This window comes from Nonomuraea sp. NPDC050680, from assembly GCF_040654555.1.
Taxonomy (GTDB): domain Bacteria; phylum Actinomycetota; class Actinomycetes; order Streptosporangiales; family Streptosporangiaceae; genus Nonomuraea.
The window spans coordinates 231743-252493 of the sequence record NZ_JBFAIF010000012.1 but is presented as its reverse complement, the minus strand read 5'-3'; the positions used below and the strand labels follow the sequence as shown (position 1 = coordinate 252493).

General features: G+C 69.1%; 14 protein-coding genes. 6 read left to right on the top strand and 8 right to left on the bottom strand.

Annotated features, from left to right (window positions below):
- Positions 1–3: 3 nt before the first annotated feature.
- On the top strand, positions 4–915 hold the full coding sequence (locus tag AB0H88_RS33615; RefSeq protein ID WP_357651606.1) for an LLM class flavin-dependent oxidoreductase: 912 nt from the start codon (positions 4–6) through the stop codon (positions 913–915).
- Between the two features lie 37 nt (positions 916–952).
- Here AB0H88_RS33615 and AB0H88_RS33610 read toward each other — a convergent pair whose 3' ends face one another.
- Complete coding sequence (locus AB0H88_RS33610; RefSeq protein ID WP_357651604.1) at positions 953–1672, bottom strand: response regulator transcription factor; 720 nt, start codon at positions 1670–1672, stop codon at positions 953–955.
- Positions 1673–1979: 307 nt separating this feature from the next.
- Here AB0H88_RS33610 and AB0H88_RS33605 point away from each other — a divergent pair, with 307 nt between their 5' ends.
- Positions 1980–4844 (top strand): BTAD domain-containing putative transcriptional regulator, encoded by a 2865-nt coding sequence (locus AB0H88_RS33605; RefSeq protein WP_357651602.1) that lies wholly within the window; start codon positions 1980–1982, stop codon positions 4842–4844.
- Here AB0H88_RS33605 and AB0H88_RS33600 read toward each other — a convergent pair.
- Both AB0H88_RS33600 and AB0H88_RS33595 read right to left on the bottom strand, forming a co-directional pair.
- Positions 4831–5040, bottom strand: a complete 210-nt coding sequence (locus AB0H88_RS33600; protein WP_357651600.1) for a hypothetical protein — start codon at positions 5038–5040, stop codon at positions 4831–4833. The two genes, AB0H88_RS33605 and AB0H88_RS33600, sit on opposite strands and share 14 nt — an antisense overlap.
- Positions 5041–5085: 45 nt before the next feature.
- Entirely contained in the window at positions 5086–6582 is a 1497-nt protein-coding gene (locus AB0H88_RS33595) for a hypothetical protein (protein WP_357651598.1), read from the bottom strand.
- A gap of 198 nt (positions 6583–6780) precedes the next feature.
- Between AB0H88_RS33595 and AB0H88_RS33590 the strand changes: the two genes are divergently transcribed.
- Positions 6781–7341: a hypothetical protein gene (locus tag AB0H88_RS33590; protein ID WP_357651596.1), complete on the top strand. Its 561-nt coding sequence runs from the start codon at positions 6781–6783 to the stop codon at positions 7339–7341.
- A 62-nt stretch (positions 7342–7403) separates the two neighbouring features.
- Here AB0H88_RS33590 and AB0H88_RS33585 read toward each other — a convergent pair whose 3' ends face one another.
- On the bottom strand, positions 7404–9425 hold the full coding sequence (locus AB0H88_RS33585; protein ID WP_357651594.1) for a GxGYxYP domain-containing protein: 2022 nt from the start codon (positions 9423–9425) through the stop codon (positions 7404–7406).
- A gap of 352 nt (positions 9426–9777) precedes the next feature.
- Here AB0H88_RS33585 and AB0H88_RS33580 point away from each other — a divergent pair, with 352 nt between their 5' ends.
- Positions 9778–10467, top strand: coding sequence for an expansin EXLX1 family cellulose-binding protein (locus AB0H88_RS33580; RefSeq protein ID WP_357651592.1), 690 nt, complete (start codon positions 9778–9780; stop codon positions 10465–10467).
- 115 nt (positions 10468–10582) lie between these two features.
- Here AB0H88_RS33580 and AB0H88_RS33575 read toward each other — a convergent pair whose 3' ends face one another.
- Entirely contained in the window at positions 10583–11533 is a 951-nt protein-coding gene (locus AB0H88_RS33575; protein WP_357651590.1) for a helix-turn-helix domain-containing protein, read from the bottom strand.
- A gap of 333 nt (positions 11534–11866) precedes the next feature.
- Here AB0H88_RS33575 and AB0H88_RS33570 point away from each other — a divergent pair, with 333 nt between their 5' ends.
- On the top strand, positions 11867–14947 hold the full coding sequence (locus tag AB0H88_RS33570) for a BTAD domain-containing putative transcriptional regulator (RefSeq protein WP_357651588.1): 3081 nt from the start codon (positions 11867–11869) through the stop codon (positions 14945–14947).
- A gap of 63 nt (positions 14948–15010) precedes the next feature.
- Here the strand turns inward: AB0H88_RS33570 and AB0H88_RS33565 are convergent, their stop codons facing one another.
- From AB0H88_RS33565 to AB0H88_RS33555, 3 genes are all read right to left on the bottom strand, one after another.
- A complete protein-coding gene (locus AB0H88_RS33565; protein ID WP_357651586.1) occupies positions 15011–17506 on the bottom strand; it encodes a polysaccharide lyase family 8 super-sandwich domain-containing protein in 2496 nt (831 codons plus the stop codon).
- A 125-nt stretch (positions 17507–17631) separates the two neighbouring features.
- On the bottom strand, positions 17632–18852 hold the full coding sequence (locus AB0H88_RS33560) for a cytochrome P450 (protein WP_357651584.1): 1221 nt from the start codon (positions 18850–18852) through the stop codon (positions 17632–17634).
- A 104-nt stretch (positions 18853–18956) separates the two neighbouring features.
- On the bottom strand, positions 18957–19436 hold the full coding sequence (locus AB0H88_RS33555) for a hypothetical protein (protein ID WP_357651582.1): 480 nt from the start codon (positions 19434–19436) through the stop codon (positions 18957–18959).
- 172 nt (positions 19437–19608) lie between these two features.
- Here AB0H88_RS33555 and AB0H88_RS33550 point away from each other — a divergent pair, with 172 nt between their 5' ends.
- Positions 19609–20718: a glycosyltransferase family 4 protein gene (locus AB0H88_RS33550; protein ID WP_357651580.1), complete on the top strand. Its 1110-nt coding sequence runs from the start codon at positions 19609–19611 to the stop codon at positions 20716–20718.
- The last annotated feature ends 33 nt before the right edge of the window (positions 20719–20751 follow it).

The window sequence follows — 20751 nt, the reverse complement described above, 5'->3', positions numbered from 1 at the left end:
CACATGACCTCTGCCCAGCGCCCACTGATGATCTCCCCGAGGTTCCTCGACCCCGCGGAGCTGACAACGCGCGTCCAGCTCGCCGAGCGGCTGGGCGTGGACCAGCTCTGGCTCGAGCAGCAACCCGATCAGCGGGACGCGACCCTGATGGCCGCGACCTATCTGAACGCGGCGCCGGCCATGACCGTGGGCACGGCGGTGCTGCCGATCTATGCCCGGCATCCGGTCTCCATGGCCCAGTCGGCGGCGACGCTGGCCGAGCTCTCGCGGGGGCGGTTCATCCTCGGTCTGGGCTACAGCCATCAGTTCATCAACGAGTACGTCCTCGGCTACAAGCAGGGGCCGCCGATCGCCGTGATGCGGGAATACCTGTCCATCGTCCGGGATCTGACGAATGCCGGCGCGGCCAGCGTGGAGGGACGCTACTTCACGGCGCGTTCCCAGTACGCCGACCCGTACCAGCCGGTTCCGATCTACCTGGCCGCCTTGCGTCCCCAGATGATCCGCCTCGCGGTCGAGTTCGGTCAGGGCATCGTGATCTGGCTGTGCTCGGCCCGCTATGTGCGCGAGCAGGTCATGCCGGTGGTCCGCGAAGCGTGCGCGGCTCTGGGCAAGCGTGAGGAGGACTTCACCGTCCTGACCATCCTCCCCGCCTACACCGGCGACGACCTGGTGGAGCAGACCAACCGGTGGGAGAAGACGACCGCCTCGTACCGCATGCTGCCTTACTACCGGCATGTGCTGGACGCCTACGGCAAGCCGGAGCCCGGGGAGCTGTCGCTGATCGGGACACGGGAGCAGGTCCAGGAGCGGCTGGCCGAATTCCGTGACGCGGGGTGCGTTCCCGCTCCTTCGCCCATGCCCGGCACGGAGCAGGAATTCATCCAGACGGTCGAGGCCGCGTACCAGCCTTAGATCTGGCCTTAGATCAGGCCTTAGATCTGGCCTTAGATCAGGACCGTCCCCCCACGACCAGCCCCCGGCCCATGTGGTCGGGAGGGTTGTCCTGCCCGTGGTCGAAACCGGAGGGCACGTCCTCGCGGAGAATGAGCCCGAGCGCGTAGGCCGCCAGTGTCAGCTGGGCCTTGTTCCCGACATCGAGTTTGCGGCGGATCCGCTGAACATAGGTGTCGACCGTGGCCTTGGACAGGTCCAGCTGCCTGGCTATCTCTTTGTGGGTCATGCCATGAGCCAGCGCCTTGAGCACTTCGAGCTCACGGGAGGTGAGTCCTTGGACGTCGGTCTGAAGCGGCGTCACGGTGGGCCCGCCGGGGAGTGCGGTCGTCGCCACCGGCAGGCCCTGTGACATGTAGAGCCCCCCTTTGGCCACGCTGTCGACCGCATCGCGCAACGCCTTCGCCGGTGACGACCAGTCGATGAGGCCACGCACGCCAAGTTCGATCAGGAGAATCAGCTCGGCATTGTCCAGCGTCGGACAGAAGGCGAGAACGCGTTGCGTTCTGCAGAGCCATTCGATCTTTTCCAGCGGATGATTCATCTGCAAATGGAGTGGATTGACGATGACGACGCCCGGGGAGCCACTCTCCGTCGCGGCGGCCAGCTCCTCGAACGTCGGGAAGATATCGAAGCCGACCGGGCCGATCAGCTTCGCCGCGACCGCGACGGCGCCTTGCATGGCAATAGTTCCGTCGGTCAATGCGAATACGCTCACCAATTCATCCGGCGCTCGGGCAGTAATATGCATCGCACCCCTTGTCGTGTCGGCTTAGCTCGGCCTGACATTACCTCAGCACGGTTTTGATTCGCTTTCGCCGGTATATAAATGCTGCGGCGGGCGACTGGGGCAGGCTCGCGGAGCGGGAGCGGCGTCCCGGGGAGCGGGCGGATCCGGCTCTGGCTGGGCACCTCCGAGGCCGAGGGAGCGGGGCGGCCAGATCGTTCTCGGCTACGATCGCCCAAACGGGCGGTATTGTGCGATCTGCAACCTTGCCCGGGAATGATCCTCGGCGGAGGAGATCATGCGTTTCAGGATTCTCGGACCGCTGGAGGCCGAACGGGGCGGGGAGCAGCTTCACCTCGGAGGTGGCCTCCAACGCGTCGCCATGGCGATCATGCTGCTCGACGCCAACCGGGTCGTGCCCGTCACCAGGATGATCGAGGCCATATGGGGTGAGGCGCCCCCAGAGACCGCCCGCAACCAGATCCAGATCCGAATCTCCCACCTGCGCCGGCTGCTCGGCGACACCGCCCAGCCGCACAACTTCCTCATCACCATGCCTCCCGGCTACCTGCTGCGGATCGGAAGGGGACAGCTCGACCTCACCGACTTCGACGAGCTGACCGAGCAGGCGCGACTGGAGAAGCCCGCCCAGGCGGCCAGGACCCTGCGCTCGGCGCTGGCGCTCTGGCGCGGTCCGATGCTGTCCAACGTCAGCAGTGACCTGATCCAGACGATCGCGCACGGCGTACAGGAACGCCGTCTGCTCGCCCACGAGCAGTGCATCGACCTCGAGCTCAAAGAGGGCCGCCATCAGCAACTGGTCGCCGAGCTGCGCGGCCTCGTCCAGGACAATCCCCTGCGCGAGCAGTTGCACGGCCTCCTCATGCTCGCGCTCTACCGTTCGGGACGACAGGCCGAGGCACTCGACGTCTTCCACGCCTATCGCGTGATGCTGCAGGACACGCTCGGCCTGGTGCCCGGAGACGAGCTGCGCCGACTTGAACTGGCCATACTCAACCAGGACGCGGAGCTCGACAACGGGCCCGCGGTGGTGCGCCAGACGCCGGTCCCGAGGCAGCTCCCGCCGATGATCTCGCGGCTGTCCGGACGCGACGCCGAGACGCGCCGGATCGGCTCGCTCCTCGAGGCGAACGGCGCGGGCACCGGGTTACCCATCGCCGCCATCGTCGGCAGGGCGGGCGTGGGCAAGACCGAGCTGGCGCTCCAGACGGCGCACCGGCTGTCTCCCGGCTATCCGGACGGGCAGCTCTACATCGACCTGCGCGGCGGTGAGCTGCAGCCGACCGACGTGCTGAGCCAGTTCCTCCGCGCTCTGGGGGTCTCGTCGATACCCCGGTTGCTGGAGGAGCGAGGCGCCCTGTTCCGCTCCACCGTGGCCGGCAGCCGCATGCTCCTGCTGCTCGACAACGCGGGCTCCTTCGAACAGGTCTGGCACCTGCTCCCCGGCGGTGCGCCCTGTGCCGTTCTGATCACCGGTCGTCACCACCTGACCGGGTTGCCGGAGCACCGGGTGGTCCGCCTCGACGTTCTCGACGGCGAAGGCGCCGTCGAACTGCTGACCCACGACATCGGCGCTCATCGAGCCGCGCTGGAGCCCGCCTCGGTCAGGACGCTGGCCGAGCAGTGCGGCGGGTTGCCGCTCGCGCTGCGCATCGCCGGCGCGCGGCTCGCCGTACGCCCGCAGTGGAGCGTCCAGACCCTGGTGGACATGCTCGGCGACTCCCGCACCATGCTGGACGTTCTCAGCCATGGTGATCTGGAGGTACGGGCCAGCCTCGACGTCAGCTATCGAGGGCTGTCGAGCAAGGCCCAGACGTTGTTCCGGCGGATCGGGCTGCTCGACAGCCCGCAGAGCACCCACTGGCTCGGCGAGGCGCTGCTCGGCGACAACGCCGCCGAGGGCGCGTTCGACGAGCTGGTCGACGCCTCACTGCTGGTCCGCAGGGGCCGGCGGTACATCATGCACGACCTGGTACGTGCGTACGCGGGTGAAAGCGCCCTGGCCAGCGACAGCGAGGAGCAGCGCCAGGCCGCGGTTGAGCGTGCCTGCAAGCGCTTCCTCTTCCTGGCCGACCGGGCCCACCAGCGTTACTACGGCGGGCATTTCACCCTGCTGCGCGGCAAGAACACCGGCGACTCCCGGGACGACGCCCTGGCCGACGCGCTGTTCGGGAACGATCCGCTCGGCTGGTTGGACGAGGAGCGCACGACGCTCCTGGCGACCGTACGGCAGGCGGCGGCGCACGACCTCGACGAGCTGTGCTGGAACATCGCGATGACCGCCATCACCCTCTTCGAGATCCACGGTTACTACGACGAGTGGCGCGCCGTCTCCGAGACCGCCCTCGAGTCCTGCCGGAGCGCCGCCAACACCCGCGGCGAGGGGGCGATGCTGTACTCGCTGAGCACGCTGGCCAACTTCCAGCAGCGCTACGGCGAGGCGCAACCCCTGCTGATCCAGGCGATCGACATCTTCGAGCAGATCGGCGAAGTGCACGGCATGGCTCTGGCGCTGCGCAACCTGGCCCTCTCGGAGCGGGTCAGGGGCGAGCTCGACGCGGCGCTCGAGCGGTACCGGCAGGCGCTCCCGCTGCTCGAGGCCGTGGGAGACAGGGCCGCCGAAGGCCATGTCCTGGTGAGCATCGCGGCCATCCATCTCGAAGAGGATCGCCTGGATGAGGCGGAGCCGCTGCTCGACCGCGCACTGGCGATCTTCAGGGGCGACGCGGTCCAACGCGGCGAGGCCCAGGCGCTGAACCGCATCGCCGAGCTCTCCCTGCTACGCGGAGACGCCCAGCGCGCGCTGGAGGCGTTCGAAGGGGCTCTGGCCATCGTCCGCAGTGTCCGCGACCGGATCGGTGAGACATACGTCCTGCACGGGACAGGCGAGGCACAGGCGGCCCTTGGCCGACCCGAACAGGCCGAACGCGCCCTGTCCCGTGCTCTGGACATGGCACAGGAACTGGGAGAACGTCACATCGAGGGACGAACGAGGCTGTCGCTCGGCCTGCTGCTCAGCCGGCAGGGGGATCCCCGCGGGCTGAGCCACCTGCGGCAGGCGCACGCGCTGTTCGCCGACATGGGGGCGGAACGCTGGCGGGCCAAGGCGGCGGAGGCCCTCGCCATCGTCAGCCCCGGTTGAGCGGCATCCCCGTCCCCATCGTCGGTGTGGGACTCGGTGTCGGATTGACGCTGCCCACATCGGTCCAGGACATGTCACAGATGCCGTTCTCGTAAACCCCTATGCAATCCGGGTCCATGTCGTCCGCCTGCGCCGCGGCGATGGAGCCCGACACGATCGCCACCGCGATGCCCAGGCTGATCAAGATCTTCCGCACGTGGTCCGTCCCTTCAGTTGCGGGGCGACTCTAGTGAAGGCGGCTTTAGTTCCGCTTTCGATCGCCGCCGGCCGGCGAGTGAGGGTCCCCGCCCGCTGCCCACACCGTCAGAGTTCGGGCGGGTCCGCCGATGCGGCGCCACGTGCCCGTGTCGCGGGACCAGCGGAGGATCTCCGAGCGGTCTTGGGTCAGGACGTACACCTCCTGCCGGCCGACCCGCACCTCCGCGCCCGCTGGGCCGATGTCCTGCCAGTTCTGGTTCTTGACGTCGGTCCCCGGCTCCATGAGGACGCGCAGCCGCTGGCCCGACGGATCGGTGGAGAAGAGGCCGGCGGCGCCTCCGTACAGGTCGCCGGCCGGGCCCGCCGCGTAGACCCAGGACGGTTGCGCTCCCGGCCGCCCGCCCGCGAGCCGGCGGTTGACCACGGTCCGTTCCGGGACGAGGCCGTACAGGTGCCTGTCGGTGAGTGCGAACGAGGCGCCCGCCGACCCGGCGAAATCCCATTCGCCAGGGCGGCCCAGGTAGGTGAAAATCCCGCCGTCGTTCGGGTTGGTCGCGAACAGACCTGGCTCGCCGCCGTACAACCGCGCCGCCGGGCCGCCTATCTGGGTCCATGACGTGCCATGTCCGTCCCAGACGTGTACGGCCTGACGGTCCGCGGTCAGCCGGTAGACATGTGTGCCGCTGACCGCGAGGTCGTCACCCGGTTCGCCGATGGGGAACCAGAAACCGGGACGCCCTCCGTACGCGTAGAGCAGGTCGTCGATCCCGGTCGCGAACAAGCCCGCGGGCCCGGACCAGAGCTGCTTCGCGGCGGCGCCGATCCTGGTCCACCCGGTCGCGTCTTCACCGTCCCATTGGAAGACGCCACTGCCGCCCGGCCCGATGGCGAACACGCCGGTGCCCGTGAGCGGCGCGGCCATCGCGGCGGCGCCGACCTCGGGGGTGCCCGGCGCGCTCGCGGCGCTGTCCACGTTCGCCGGGCCTAATCCGAGCAGCAGCATGAGCACCGCGAGGACGACGATTCCGGCTCCGCCGCTGTTGAGCTTCAGGGAGCGTGGGCGCTGTCTCCCGGCCGACGCCGGTCCCGCCGTCGGCGCGGGCTCCAGGGCTGGTGTGTGCTCTGGCGCTTTCGCGGAGTCCGGCGCCTTCGCGAGCTCTGGCGCTTTCGCGAGCTCTGGCGCTTTCGCGAGCTCTGGTGCCGCCGAGGGTTCGGCGATCGACGGCGAGGCCGCTGAAACAGGCGTCTGGAGTGGTCCCTCAAGGGCCGCCTGGTGCAGCCGCGCGGCCGTCTCCATGCGAGCCTGGCGGGTGCGTTCGTCCGGCGTGCGGTCCTCTATCAGCCGGCGCAGCAGTTCCAGCGGGATGATCTTCTGGCCGGAGCGGTACTCGCCCCAGAGCGTCTTGCCCACGTGGTAGCGACCGGCGAGCTCGCGGACGGTCATCCCACCGGTCAGCGTCAGCAAGAACTCGGCCAGCGCGTTCGCCTGCTGCGTGCTCCCTCTCGGCCTGCCCTGGGGCCTGCCCACCCGGCCGCTCATCGCTGTCGCCCCCTCCCACTCCCCTCTCTCTGATGATCAGTTGAACAGAATGGTTGTCCGCGGACAACTCATTGTCCGGACTTCACCAGGGATTTCACGCCGAACAGTTCCGGACAACCGCCGCGCCCGCCAGCCTCGGAAATGCCGGGCAATCAACCCCTTTTTGCCTGGCCGACCGTACCTAAGGAGGTTCTGAGCATGGGCTTCAGCGACAACGACTTGACCAGGCCGATGAAGCGGATGAGCCGGCTCACGGCGCGATTCGCCGCAGCGGCTCTGGTCGCGACCGCCCTCTCCGCGTTGCCCGCCTCCGCCTCTACCGCGGAGAACGGGTACACCCCTGAGCAGGTGTGCGGCAGCGGCTTCGGGAAGGTGACGGGCGGCACCAAGGCGGTGACCGACGCGAGAGACATCGTCCGGGGCTATGTCTACCTGCTCTACAACGCGCGTACCGGGGAGAACTGCGTCGTCACCATCAAGTCGAGTTTCGTGGGGCAGCCCACCTTGACCAGGGCGACCCTCTTCGTCGAGGTCGCCGGCAGAGACAACGCCGACAAGTTCGAGGACGTGGGAACCTACAAGTCCTACGCGGGTCCGGTGAAAGCACAGGCCAAGGACATCTGTGTCGCCTTCAATGGGTTCATCAGCGACCTGGGCGCCAAGGAGAAGCCGTCGGCTTTCACTGTCCGGGCCTCCGGCGGTTCGACGGGCTTCGGCAACTGCGGCACACAACGTATGGGTATAAGGGGCATTCGCTGATCAGAGTCGGGGGCCTGGCGACCTCGTCCGGACACGGGCGGGGTCGCCGGCCCCCAGGGGGATCAGCGGGTGCCGCGTCGTTCGAAGTCGTCGTTCAGCAGTTTGAAGAAGGTGTCGCCGCGGACGATCTCAAAGGGGTCGGTGAGCAGGGTGCCGAGCTCGGCGACGTCGGCCGGCGTCCAGTTCCAGGCGTTGATCGCGCCGGCGATGAACAGCGGTGATTTTCCGTCCCAGCCCTCGATGTGCTTCACCAGCGAGTCGCGATACTCCTGAGCCTTTCCCTGGGGCGAGAAATTGCCGATCAGCGGGATGCCGGCCGGGCGAGCCCGCAGGTCGCCGCTTTCCCAGGATTGGATGATGCCGCGCACCGGGGTGTTCTTTCGGTAGGAGCCGGCAATGCGCTCGTCGAACGCCACCCAGCCGGTGTTCTCCGGGTTGCGATAGTTGTAGGCGTAGACCAGGTCCATGCCGGTGTCGCGCAGGAAGCGTCCGCTGAGTTCGGTGTAGGCGTCCAGGTCCTTCGCGGGCCAGGAGCCCGGATAGGTGTAGCCGGCGCCGGACGGGCCCGAGATCAGCAGGTCGTTGGCGGTGGCCGTGCGCTGGTAGTAGGCCAGGAGCGCGGGGCCGATGTCGGCCAGCAGGGGGCTGACGGTCCAGTTCACCGGCACGGCGCCGCGTTTCGGGTCGTCCCAGAGTTCGCGCATTCTGCGCTGGCAGTACTGGATGTTGTCGCCCTCGCCGAAAGTGAGGGTGAGGTAGACGCGGTCGCGTAACGTGGCCGCCGGTCTCGGTCGTAGGCGGTTGGAGACCTTCGCGGCGACGCCCGCGTGCACGGTGGCGTTCATGTAGTAGTCGGCGGGCACCACTTCGACGGCGTGCTGCGAGGCGCGGTCCACACCGCCCCATTCACCCGCCACGTCATTGGAGAACCAGCCCGCGTACGGGGTGGTGGGCTTCACCTTGCCGAGAATCTCGTCGAGTAACTTTCCCGTCTCCCCCGAGGGCGGCAGCCAGAACACCATCGCGCGCATCGCGGCCGCGTAGTCGCGGAAATACGGGAAGGGCTCCACCCGGGTGGGCGCGGTGGTAGCGGCCGTGACCAGGTATTGGTTCCACAGGTCGACCTCGACCAGGAGTTGCCGGGTTCCGGCCGGCGCGGTGAATCGGTAGATGAAGTAACCGCCGCCGTCGGAGAAACGGTTGGCGTCCCCGCCGATGGAAGAATTGAGGCCGTCGAACAGGTACGGGGCCTCGGCCTCCGTGCCCGGGATGAAGGACACGATCTCCTTGCCGTCGGCCTTCACCTTCACCGAGCCGACCGAGGCGCCCCAGCCGTCGTCGCCGAGGGAATCCTGGAAACGCAGGTACACACCGTCCTGGCCGGAGAGCTCCTGGCTCAGGTCGAAGGTGCGGACTGCCCTGTTGGAGGTGTCACGGACGCGCTCGCTCTCGCGGGCGATCTCGCGCCACTGAACGCCGTCCACGCGTACCGTCCTGGTCGGCGGGAGTCCGGTGAGCAGCGCGTGCGTGCAGCGGGGGAAGAGGTGGTCGAGCTGCCACCGGTACGTCCCCAGAATGTCGTCGGCTTTGAAACGGCCGCGCAGGTCGGTGATGATTCTCAAGCCGTACTGGCTCGCCTGCTCGGCGGTGGCGGCGACGGCGTTCTCCAGTCCGGCCAGCGTCGTGGCGACATTCACGGAGTCGGGAACCGCCGGGTCGTGCACGATCGCGCCGCGTACCTCTTTCTTGTAGCGGGCGACGAGGTCGAGCGGCCGGTCATGGCGTGTGACGGCGGCGCCGGTGCTGGACAGCCAGCGCAGGTCGTAATCGGCGCTGTCGTAGTTGAAGTAGAGGCGCGGCTGCCGCCGGTTGACGATTCCCTGGAGGGTGGTCAGCAGCAACTGGTCGTTTCCATGAAGTGTGCTGACGTCGGCGACATCGAGCCGGGTGGGACGGCCGAAATTCGGCAGGAGGGGGACGCCGGTACGGGTGGTGGCGGCGGCCGGGCCGGGGAGCGTGATTCCGAGGCCGCCGGCCGCGAGGACCACGCCGTTCGCCCACAGGAAAGTACGTCGTGACACCATCAGCGATCGCTGCTCCTTGCTGGAGGGACCGGGACTGACATCGTTGTCATCTCGCAGCGAACTTAACCGTCTGACGAAATGTTGTCCATGGTGTAAATGCGCTGGCTAGCGAGCAAACGCTTGGTTGAGTCGATGCGCGCTGATGGAGGGCAAGGTTGCGGTCGTCACTGGGGCGGGTCCCGGACTGGGCCGGACGCTGGCGGGGCTGTTGAGCGAGGAGGGCTCCACGTCAACGGCGGCCAGCTGTTCACGTGACCAGATCGGTCTCGGTTGGATATATAGCGCTTTACCGTACTGAGATCCACTCCTTTCGCTACCGTCGCATCCGTCCCTTACGAGAGGATCCCCCCGGATGCGACGCATACCCGCAGTTCTCGCCACCGCGCTCACCGCGACCTCGCTCCTCTCCACCCCCGCCCTGGCGCAACCAGCCCGGAACGGGGGAGCGCAGGTGATCAAGGGGCAGGCGACCTTGTACGAGCTTCAATCGGGAGGCGGCAACTGCTCGTATCCGTCACCTCCCGCCGGCGACCTCTATGTCGCGCTCTCCCCCGGCGAGTACGCCGCCGCCGCTGCCTGCGGCGGCTACCTGGACGTCACCGGGCCGAAGGGGACCGTCCGGGTCAAGGTCGTCGACCAGTGCCCGGAGTGCCAGGCGAGGCACGTCGACCTGAGCCGTGCGGCCTTCGCCCGCGTCGCGGACCCCGGCAAGGGCCTGGTGGGCGTCACCTACCGCCCGCTCGCCAACCCGCGCGTCGGCCGGCCGCTCTCCTTCCGTGTCAAGGAGGGGTCGTCGCAGTGGTGGCTGGCCCTGCTGGTCATCGACCACGGCAACCCGCTCACCTCGGTCGAGGTGAAGACCACCGGCGGCACCTGGCGCAAGCTGGCCCGCGCCGACTACAACTACTGGATCGCCGAGTCCGGCGTGGGCCAGGGCCCCTTCACCGTACGGGTCACCGACGCCCGCGGCCACCGGGTCACGGCCAACCGCGTCCGCCTGTCCCCCGCCGCCATTCAGCGCAGCACCACGAAGATGTACTGACCCGCGAACCCATTTCGCCGATTCCTCCTTTCACCTACAGTGAATGATCATGCGGAAGGAACGGCCGGTCGGCCGACCTCCTTGCTCTGACGCTCAAGAGGCGGACCCCAGAGCCTCAAGAGGGAGCTGAAGCTGTGATCCGCCTCCTGGGCGACGGCAACCGCCCCTCAGGGACGACGAAGTGCACCTCCGTACGGCTGAGCGCCTGCCCGCACGACCCACACCGCAGACACGGGCGGAACGGCTGACCGCACGCGCGATGGGTGACGCGCAGGTCGGTGGCCGGCGGACCGGTGTACCACCGCTGCGCCCAGTCGACGACGCAGGCGAAGATCCCGAAGAGGTCCAGGCCCTTGGCGGTCAGCCGGTACCCGGGCTCTTCCACCGCGAGCACGCCCAGCGTCGTGAACTGACGCAGCCGGTTGGCCAGCACCGACGGGGCCACGCCGAGCTCCGACCGGAAGTCGGCGAAGCGCCGCGTGCCGAAGAAGGCGGCAACGAGGATCACCGTGCTCCAGCGGTCGCCCAGCAGGTCGAAGGTCTCGGGGAAGTACGACAGCGGGTCGGTCTCGGCCTCGCGCATGATCCTTCGGTGATGGCGCGGCACCGTCACCTGGGCGAAGAGGGCCGCGCCCCGTACGGTCTCGGTGTCATGGGCGGCGACCGGCGCCCGGCGGCAGCCCGCGCAGCCCAGCTCCACCTCGGTACGGTTGCCGCAGACGTCGTGCGTCAGCTCCGGCAGCCCTTGCCGAAGCGGAACCCACCTGCGCTCCCATGACCAGATCTCCACCAGCATCGGCCACAGCTCGATCGCGCGCTCGGTCAGCCGGTATTCGGTGCGGGTGCGGCCTTGCTCACGGTAGGGGGCCGGGCGCAGCAGCTCCCCCGCGACCAACTCCTTGAGCCGGCTCGCCAGCACCGACTCGGACATCCCCAGCTCGTCCCGCCAGTCGGCGAAGCGCCGCATGCGCAGCAGGAAGGCCCGCTGAAGGATCAGCAAGGTCCACTTGTCGCTGATCGCCAGCAGCGCCTGCCCGATCGCACTGGGCCGCTCCGCTTCCGTCATCCGCTCCGCCCCCCGCTCCGCGCCGACCTGCCATTTCGGTGACAACCGCCTTCGGTGACAACCGCCTTCGGTGACGACCTCTTTTGGTGACGACCTCTTTCGGTGACGACCTCTTTCGGTTGCACGAGCCATCCGAGCGTCTCGGCGCGGCGTTCCCTGACCGGCGCCCCCGCCGGACGGTCCGGGCCTGCGCCGAGACGCTCAACCGCAGTGCAGGTTGTTCAGTCGGAGGACGATATGAGGCCGCTCTTCCGTTTTTCTTCCGTTCTGATTCCGCAGCTGACGGGCCGTGGAGATCGCTACGGCGTAACATGGGGCGCACAGGGGGCAGGCGTGCAGCACTATCGGATACTGGGGCCGGTCTCGGTGGACGGGCCCGGCGGTCCGATCGAGTTGGGCTCGCCGAAGCAGCGCACCGTGCTGGCCGCGCTGTTGTTGAACGCGAACCGCACGGTGTCGGACGACCGGCTGATGTTCTTGGTGTGGGGAGAGCAGGCGCCGCGCACCGCCATCGGCCGATTACAGGTCTACGTCCACGAGTTGCGGGCCCTGCTGGGCAGGGAGCTGATCAGCCGTATCGGCACCGGTTACCGCATTCACACCGGCGGCGGCGAGGTCGACCTGGAGGTGTTCGAGCAGCTCAGGGCTGCCGCCCGAGAGGATCTGGCCGGCGGTCGCCCCGAGGCCGCGGCGCCGCGGTTGCGTGCGGCGATGGCGCTGTGGCTCGGGTCCGCGCTCGGCGGGGCCGGCGAGAGGCTGGTCGAGCAGGAACGCCCCGGGCTGGAAGATCGCCGGGTCGGCGCGCTGGAGGAGCTGTTCGAGGCCGAGCTGGAGCTGGGCCGCCACAGCGAGATCGTGCCCGAGCTCCGTGCGGCGGCGGCCGAGCACCCCCTGCGCGAGCGCCTGCAGGGGCAGCTCATGCTGGCACTGCACCGGTGCGAACGCCGTTCCGAGGCGCTGGCGGTGTTCAGGGACACCCGGAATCGGCTGGTCGACGAGCTGGGCATCGAGCCGGGTCAGACGCTGCGGGAGCTGCACCAGCGGCTCCTGGCCGACGATGCCCGACAGGATGAAGCTGGGCAGACGGTTCAGACCGTACGTCCCGCGCGGCCCGGCGAACTGCCCCGCGACATCCGCGGCTTCGCCGGGCGCGAGCGGGAGCTGGCGTGGCTGGACGACGCGTTGGACGCCAGCGGCGCGGTGTGCGTGCTCACCGGAACGGCCGGAACGGGCAAGACCGCGCTGGCCCTGCACTGGGCCCACCGCGCGAAGAGCCGCTTCCCCTCCGGCCAGCTCTATGTCGACCTACGCGGCTACGACGCCGAACACGAACCCCTGACCGCGGCCGCGGCCCTGGCCCGGCTCCTGCTCTCCCTCGGTGTCGAGCCCTCGCAGGCCCCCGGCGGCTTCGACGCGCAGCTCGGCCTCTACCGTTCGCTGCTCGCCGAACGTACGGTCCTGCTGGTTCTGGACAACGCCCGTTCTGCGGAGCAGATCGACCCGCTGCTGCCGCCGTCGGGAGCGGCGCTGGTGACCAGCCGTCAGCACCTGGGTGAGCTGGTGGCGCAGGCGGGGGCCGAGCAGCGCTCGCTCGGCGCTCTGCCGGAACGGGACGCCCTCGCCCTGGTCGACGGCATGCTGGGCCCGGCTGACAGCCCGTCGGAGGCGGCGGCCCGAGCCGACCTCGTCCGGCTCTGCGGCGGCCTGCCGCTCGCGCTGCGCATCGCCGCGGCCAACGCCGCCACCCCATGGAGCGGCACCGCGGCCGTGGTGAACGAGCTGACCGCGGGAGACCCGCTGACCGGTCTCACCCTCGACGGCACCGACCACAACCCCGTGACCCTCGCCTTCTCCGTGTCCTACCGCGCGCTCTCGGCGGCCGACCAGCGCGTCTTCCGCCTGCTGGGGCTCGTACCGGGGCCGGACTTCACCGTCGAGGCGGTGGCCTCGGCCGCCGGTGTCCCGCTCGCCGAGGCGCGTACGGCGGTCAAGGTCCTGGCCGCGGCCCACCTCGTCGAGCACCATCGCGCCGACCGGTTCCGGCTGCATGACCTGGTACGGCTCTACGCCGGCGTGGAAGTCGGCGGCGACCCGGATCGCGACGCCGCCTGGAGCCGGTTGTTCGACCACTACCTTCGCCTTGGCGACGCCATCGCCGCCTGGTGCGCTCCCGACGAGATCCGGCTGCCGGGGCACGCCTCTCCGGTGGCCTGTTCCCCGGTCCCGCCCAGCGCCGAAGACATCTCCAACCTGGTGGCCGCGCTCGCGCAGACAGCCCGCCGCGATCCCGATCCCGGGATCTGGCGGCTGGCGGAGCAGGTGTCGATCATCTGCAACAGTACCGGCCGCCACGGCGAATGGCTGGAGATCGCACCGACCCTGCTCGCCGCCGCTGAGCGGGGCACGCAGCCAGATATGCCCGCGATGCGAGCCATGTTGCATTACGCGATAGGCAAGAGCTTGTTCCGTGCGGTTCGCAGTGAGGAGGCCGTCCACCATCTCGAACGGGCCGCCAATATCGCCACCGCGTGCGGCTGGCGGGAAGGTATGGCCGAGTCCTGGGCGAGCCTGAGCTGGGCCCTGGAATGGACGGGCCACCTTGAGCAGGCGATCGTCTACAACCGCCGTGCGGCTGACCTCTTCACGGAGCTCGGCTCGGTCGTCGGACGCAACCGCACCCTCAACAGACTCGGCATGCAGTACCACCACCTGGGTCAGCTGAAGAGCGCGGAGCGCTGTCGACAAGAGGCGCTCAGCCTGAGCCGCAGGCACGGACTGGCCTACGCGGAGGCGAATGACCTGCGCGATCTCGGCTCCACCCTGGTAGACCAGGGCCGCTATGACGAAGCCGAATCCGCCCTGACGGAGGCAGCGGCCCTGTCCGGCGCCTTGGGCGCGGGCAGCGCGGCCTACATACAGACCTGGCTCAGCCGGTTGTACTGGGAAACCGGGCGGTGGGCGGCCGGCCGCACGGCGGCGCTTCGCGCCCTCGGCCTCGCCCGCGACCAGGGAGACCGGCTCATCGAGGCGGCGGCCCTGATCGCGCTGGCCGATACCGAGATCCCCCTCGGCCTGCTCGACGAGGCGGGCGACCACCTCGACCTGGCCGACGAGTTCAGCGGCGCCGCGAATCTGCGGTGGCACCAGAGCTACGCCGCGGTCGCGCGGGCTCGTCTCCTCGCCGCCCGCGGCGACTTGGCGGGCGCCATCCGGGTCGGCCTGAACGCTCGCGACACCGCGCACATCAACTCCTACCGCCTGCCCGAGCTCGCGGCCCTGACCGAACTCGCCACTCTCCACAGCGATCGGGGCGACCGCGCCGAGGCCGGGCGGGCGGCCGAGCAGGCCCTCCGGCTGTGTCGCACGATCGGCCACACACCCTGCGCCGACCGGCTGGAACCGTTGCTCAAGTGAGCTCAGGGAACCGGCTGCGGAGGTTGGTTCACCGCGCGACTCCGCGAGGAAGTGAGGGCGAGCTCAGCGCAGGGTGGCGGTGAAGGTGCGGCCGTGGGCGTGGCGGGTCGACGCCTGGATCAGGGTGCCGCCCGGCACCCGCCGTACCGTCACCCCTTCGTCGGCCGTGTCCAGCCTGAGGGGCGCGCCGGCCAGGACGACGGTGACGCGGTCGCGTTTCATCGTGGGGTCGGACAGGGCGACGACCGTGCGCTTGCCGGACCGGACGATGACCGAGGCGGGACCGTCGATGAGCAGGTGCTCGGCGTGGCGCGGCCCGTCGGTGAAGACGTTGGCGGCGACGAGGCCGAGGGTCTTGTGCTTGATCGCCTGCACGTGCCGGTCGTTGGCCAGGACGGTCAGCGGGCCGTTCGCGTAGCCGTGCAGGCGGGCCTCCGTCGCGTTCGGGACCAGGGCGTAGGCGAGGGCGGTGACGCCGCCGGTGGCGGGGTGGGTGACCGTGGCGGTGAAGACGTTCTTGGTCACGTTGGTGTCGGGGTTGGTCGCGCGCACGACCCTGCGGTTGCGGGTCACCGTCTCCAACCCGGCCGCGACGGGCTGACGGGTGAGGAAGGCGTAGCCGACCGCCGTACGACGGGTGCCGTTGGCGTAGCGCAACCAGCGCGGCGGCGTGGTGCCGCCCGTCTGCCAGGGGCGGCCGGTCCAGCCCTCGCCGGTGAGCGCGACCGCGTCGCCGGGGGCGGCGATGCGGCTGTCCACGGTGGTCACCGCCGCGCGACCGCCCTGACCGGAGATGCCCGCGGCCAGCACCACGATCTCGTCGTCGAGCAGGAACCAGGACTTGGTCGCGCGGGCGTTCTGGTAGGCGACGAAGTCGTCGGGCAGGATGCCGGCCTGCTTGGCGGTGTAGGCGGCGTCGTCGGACTGGACCATGCCGGTCACGCCGTACGCGCCGAGCGTCGCGCCGCCGGAGAAGGCGTTCTCGGCGCGCGGGAAGTACACGTAGGTGTTCTGGGACTCCGAGGAGGAGGTGAAGTTCAGCGGATGGCCCGGATTCTCGTACCAGAGCCGGCCGTACAACTCGGGCACCGTCCGCCGATCCTCCACCGGCGCGGTGATCCCGGCCAGCCGGTACGGCGAGACGGCCGTGTAGTAGTCGACGCCGAAGGCCTCGCGCTGGTCCTCGCCCGCGAGGTAGAGGTAGTGCGCGCCGTCGCCCTGGAACCAGGGCATGAGGTTCTCGCCGCTCATGTACTCGTACTTGCTGATCCGGTCGGAGCTGCGCGCCAGCGCGAAGGCGTAGCCGGGGCGCCGGTGGACGGTCCTGTCCATGGCGTTGAACGCCACGCAGCGCTCGGGCGCGTTCAGGTCGGCGGCCGGGATGGCGGCGTCGGCGCGGATGGCCGCGTAGCGGGCGATGCTGACCGGGGAGGCGAAGGCGGCCGTGTCGGCGGCCGGCAGGAACTTGACGTACTTCTTCAGCGCGAGCGCGTCGGCGGCGGTGACGTGGTCGGCCAGGTCGGCGATGGCCTCCACGATCACCCCGACGTCGGCGTAGCCGGTGCCGGTGCGCGAGACCGCCCGCCCCTTGACGATCTCCATCAGCCACCCCTCGAAGATCAGCGGGGCGAAGCCGTCATTGATCCAGCGGTACACCACGCCGGGCAGGTCGGGGACGCCGCCGCTCGCCGCGCCCTCAAGCGTCTTGAGGGTCTGGACCACCCGGGTCAGCAGGCTGCGCCCGTAGGAGCCGGTGTAGGCGACCGAGTCGTGCTGGATGAAGGAGCCGTCGCGGTAGTAGCCGTCGGTGACCCCGTGCTGGAGGTTGTAGGGGTCGACCGTGGCGAAGACGGTGGCCAGGTCGGTGATGGCCTTGCCGACCCGGGCGTCGTCGCCGGTGAGCGCGCCCTGCAGAATGCGGTTGGCGGTGATGTCGGCCAGGTTCGCCCCGGTGTGGAAGCGTGAGTCGAGGTCGACGTCGCCCTGCTTGCCGTTGCGCAGGTAGGCGTCCATCGAGGCGATGTAGGTCGCCGTCAGGTCGGGTCGTTCCTCCCGCACCCGGTCGGCCAGCAGGACCAGCGTCCTGCTCACCTGGATGGAGATCCCGATCTCCCAGTTGAACCAGTTGCCGTAGTAGCCCTTCGACTGGTCGCCGTAGTAGCGCTCGTGCAGCCACCGCAGACCGTCGATGACCCGCCGCTGGGCGGCGGCGTCCTCGTTGAGCCCGCCGCCGGGCGTGCGGGTCGCCAACGCGATCTCGTACAGGTACTGGAAGGCCAGTCGCAGGTTGGCGTCGTCGGTGCCGAGGCTCAGACCGGCGAACAGCTCGCCGTCGGCCGCCTTGTCCATGGCCGTCAGCCGCTGCCTGGCGGTGTTGAGGATCGACGCGAGCTTGGCGGCCACCTCGGGCCGGGCGTTGACGTCCGGGGTCCCCGCGAACATCGCCACGGTGTTGGCGAGCAGCCGCGCGTGATCGATCCCCGCGGCGGCGTACGAAGGGGAGGCTACGGTGAGCAGACCGGCGGCGGGGAGCAGGGAGAGAACCTGGCGACGAGACATGTGCGGCACAGCGGGCTCCAGCCGTCGGAGGATACGCCGGGCTCACCCTACATGATCTACGTTTGTCCGCCCAGGCCCGCGATCCGGCCCGGCAACCGTGGGCTGCCGGGCCGGACACCGGTACGTCAGGGCTGGGTCACACCGAGGTTGACCGGCAGGAACAGCGGGCCGATCGTGAAGAACGACGGGGAGTAGGGGATGTCGTCGGGGTCGATCGCGAGGCTGAGGTCCGGGAAGCGCCGGTACAGCGTCTCGAGCGCCACCCGGCTCTCCAGCCGGGCCAGCCCCGCCCCGATGCAGAAGCGCGGACCGTGGCCGAAGCCGAGGCTCCCGGTCGACTCGCGGGTGATGTCGAACTGGTTCGCGCTCGGGCCGTGCTCCGCCGGGTCGACGCCGGTGGCCTGGAAGACCACGCCCACCGCGTTGCCCTTGGGGATGGGCACCCCGGCGATGGTCACGTCCTCCGCCGTGAAGCGGAAGCTGGTCATCATCACCGAGTGGCGGTAGCGCACGGTCTCCTCGACCACGTCGGCCCACCGGTCCTCGGCCTTGGCCAGGGCGAGCTGGTCGGGGTTCTGGGCCAGCGCCACGATGGCGTACCCGAGCAGGTGCACGGTGGTCTCGTGACCGGCGACGAGCATGATCCACAGCACGCCGACCAGTTCGTCGGTGGTGAGCTTGTCACCCGCGTCGTGCACCTGGACCAGGCCGGAGGTGAGGTCGTCACCCGGTTCGCGCCGCTTGCGCTCCACCAGGTCGTGCAGGAAGGCCTGAAGGTCGTTCTGCGTCGCGAACGCCACCTCCGGCGGTGTGGTGTGCGCCAGCAGCGTGGAGGTCCAGTTCCGCAGCCGCAGCCGGTCCTCGGGCGCCACGCCGAACAGCTCGCAGATCACCCACATCGGCAGGGCCTCGGTGAAGGCGGGGACCAGGTCCACGCCGTCACCGGCGGCCACCACCTCATCCAGTAACTCATCGACCATCTGCTGGATCCGCCCCTCCATGGCCTGTACGCGGGCCGGGGTGAAGGCGCTGGTGATCAGCCCGCGCAGCCGCCGGTGGTCGCCGCCGTCCATGGTGGACAGGTGACCGCCCTGGATGATGGCGCGCAGCGGCCAGTCCTCGGGGATCGATCCGTCGTGCAGGGCGGGCCAGTGCTTGGGATCTCTGAGGAAGGTCTTGTTGTCCCCGGCGAGGATCTCCCGTACGGCCTTGTCGGTCAGGGCCAGGTAGGCGGGCACGCCCCCTGGGAATTCCACCTCCACCACGGGAGCGATCTCCCGAAACCGGATGCAGGTGTCGAGCGGGTTCTCGTCCACGGCGGGGAAGGAGGGGAGGTTCGTTGCCATTTGACCCCTTGGGTGAGGAGATCGTTAAGTGCGCAGTGATCTCATCACATATCTCGCGTGACCTCCAAACAACACATGTCGGCAAGCAGCAACACGATGGTTACCTACTGTTCGCGCACGGCCTGCCTGTACGAGGAGATCGCGAGCGTGGCGCCCATGAGCAGGGCCGTCACCAGGTGAAGGCCGTACCACAAGGGGGTGGGGATGCTCCCCAGGACGGTACCGGCCAGCAGGTCGTCGACGGATCCGTAGCCGGCGAGGGCACCGAGCAGGACCAGGCCGAGACCCAGCAGCGCGAGCGGGTACCGGAGCCGGCCGAGCAGGACCCAGACGGCGGCGCCCAGGACGAGCAGGACTGAGGACTCGTGGTGCAGTTGCCGCATGAGCACACCCCCGCGCACCTCCAGGGTGATCCGCAGAGAGGACTCGTAGGCTTCGCTCATCATGACGCCTCGTAGCGGCGCATAGCTGCCGTCGTAGAACACCGTCTGGCTGCCGGGCGTGTAGAAGAAGGCCAGGAAGCCGCCGGTGAGCAGGACCACCACGAAACAGTAGATGAGCATCCCGCCTACCAGCTGCCGCATCCGTTCCATCGGGATATTTCACCAGAAAAGCCCAACTGGCGTCATTGATTTCCTGTCAGGCTTCGTATCTAGTGAAGAAGGCGCTCTAGCGACAGGGGCAGGGCTGCAGTCGAGGTTCCCGAATACCAGCCCGCGCAAGAAGCTCATCTATGGAATCGCTTACTGGGAGGCGATGACCGTGCGCGTGGCATTCATCATGGCCAGGGCCTCATCCGCGCCTATCGGCGCGCTCAAGACGGTCTACTCCTATGCCTCCCGTCTGGGGGAAAGGGGGCATGACATTCTGCTTGTCCACCCGCGGCGGCCCGTACGTCACCCTCTCGGGCCGCCGACCAGGGCGGTTGCGCCGACAATGCCGGCGGAAGCCCATCCGCACCCGTGGTTCTCCGCCGGGCCGCGGACGCGCAGCGTTTTGGTATCCGATCCGGCCGACTTTCTTCATACGCTTTCCGGGCGGCATGATCCCTTCGACGTCGTACTGGCGACGACCTGGCAGGTCGTGCCGCTTGTGGCCGCCCTTCCCGCGTGTCTGGGCCTTAAGGCATTGTTCTTGCAGGACTACGAAAGCTATTTGCGTCCCGACGGAGCGGCGCGGGAGGCGATGGAAGCGGCCATGCGTACCGGCTGGCCCATCGCCGTGGGCGCGCGGCGGTTACGGTCCATCGTCGAGAGCGTTTCCGGCGCGCCGTGCGCTCTGGTGGAATGCGCCGTCGACAGCTCGACCTTCTTCCTGCGGACCCCCATCGACTCGGCGGAGCGGGTCCTGGTCGGGTTTCCCGCTCGCCGCGAATGGTCGAAACGTACCGGCGACGCGATCACCGCGTTGGAGCTGGCGCGGGAGGCACGCCCCGGAGTGGTGCGGGCGTGGTGCTATGGCGCGTACGACGCCGACCGGCTGCCCTTCTGGATCGAGCACCATCCGGGGCCGAGCGACGCCCGGCTGCGCGGCCTCTACAACCGCTCGGCCGTGTTCGCCGTGCCGTCGGAGTACGAGGGATTCGGCTTTCCCGGCGCCGAGGCCATGGCCTGTGGGGCCGCGCTCGTCTCGACGCGGAACCACGGTATGGACAGCTACGCGGAGCACGATCGCACGGCGCTGCTCTGCCCGCCGCGAGATCCGGAGGCGCTGGCCGAGGGCATCGTCCGGCTGCTCGACGACGCCGCGCTACGTCACAGGCTGGCCAGGACCGCGGTCAAAGAGGTGATTCAGCGGACGATGGACGACGCCGTCTCGGATTTCGAGAGCTGGCTCCTGACCATCCGGGAAGCCTCGCCCCGGTGAGGTCGGTGGATTGTCGGTGGGGCGGCCTAGCCT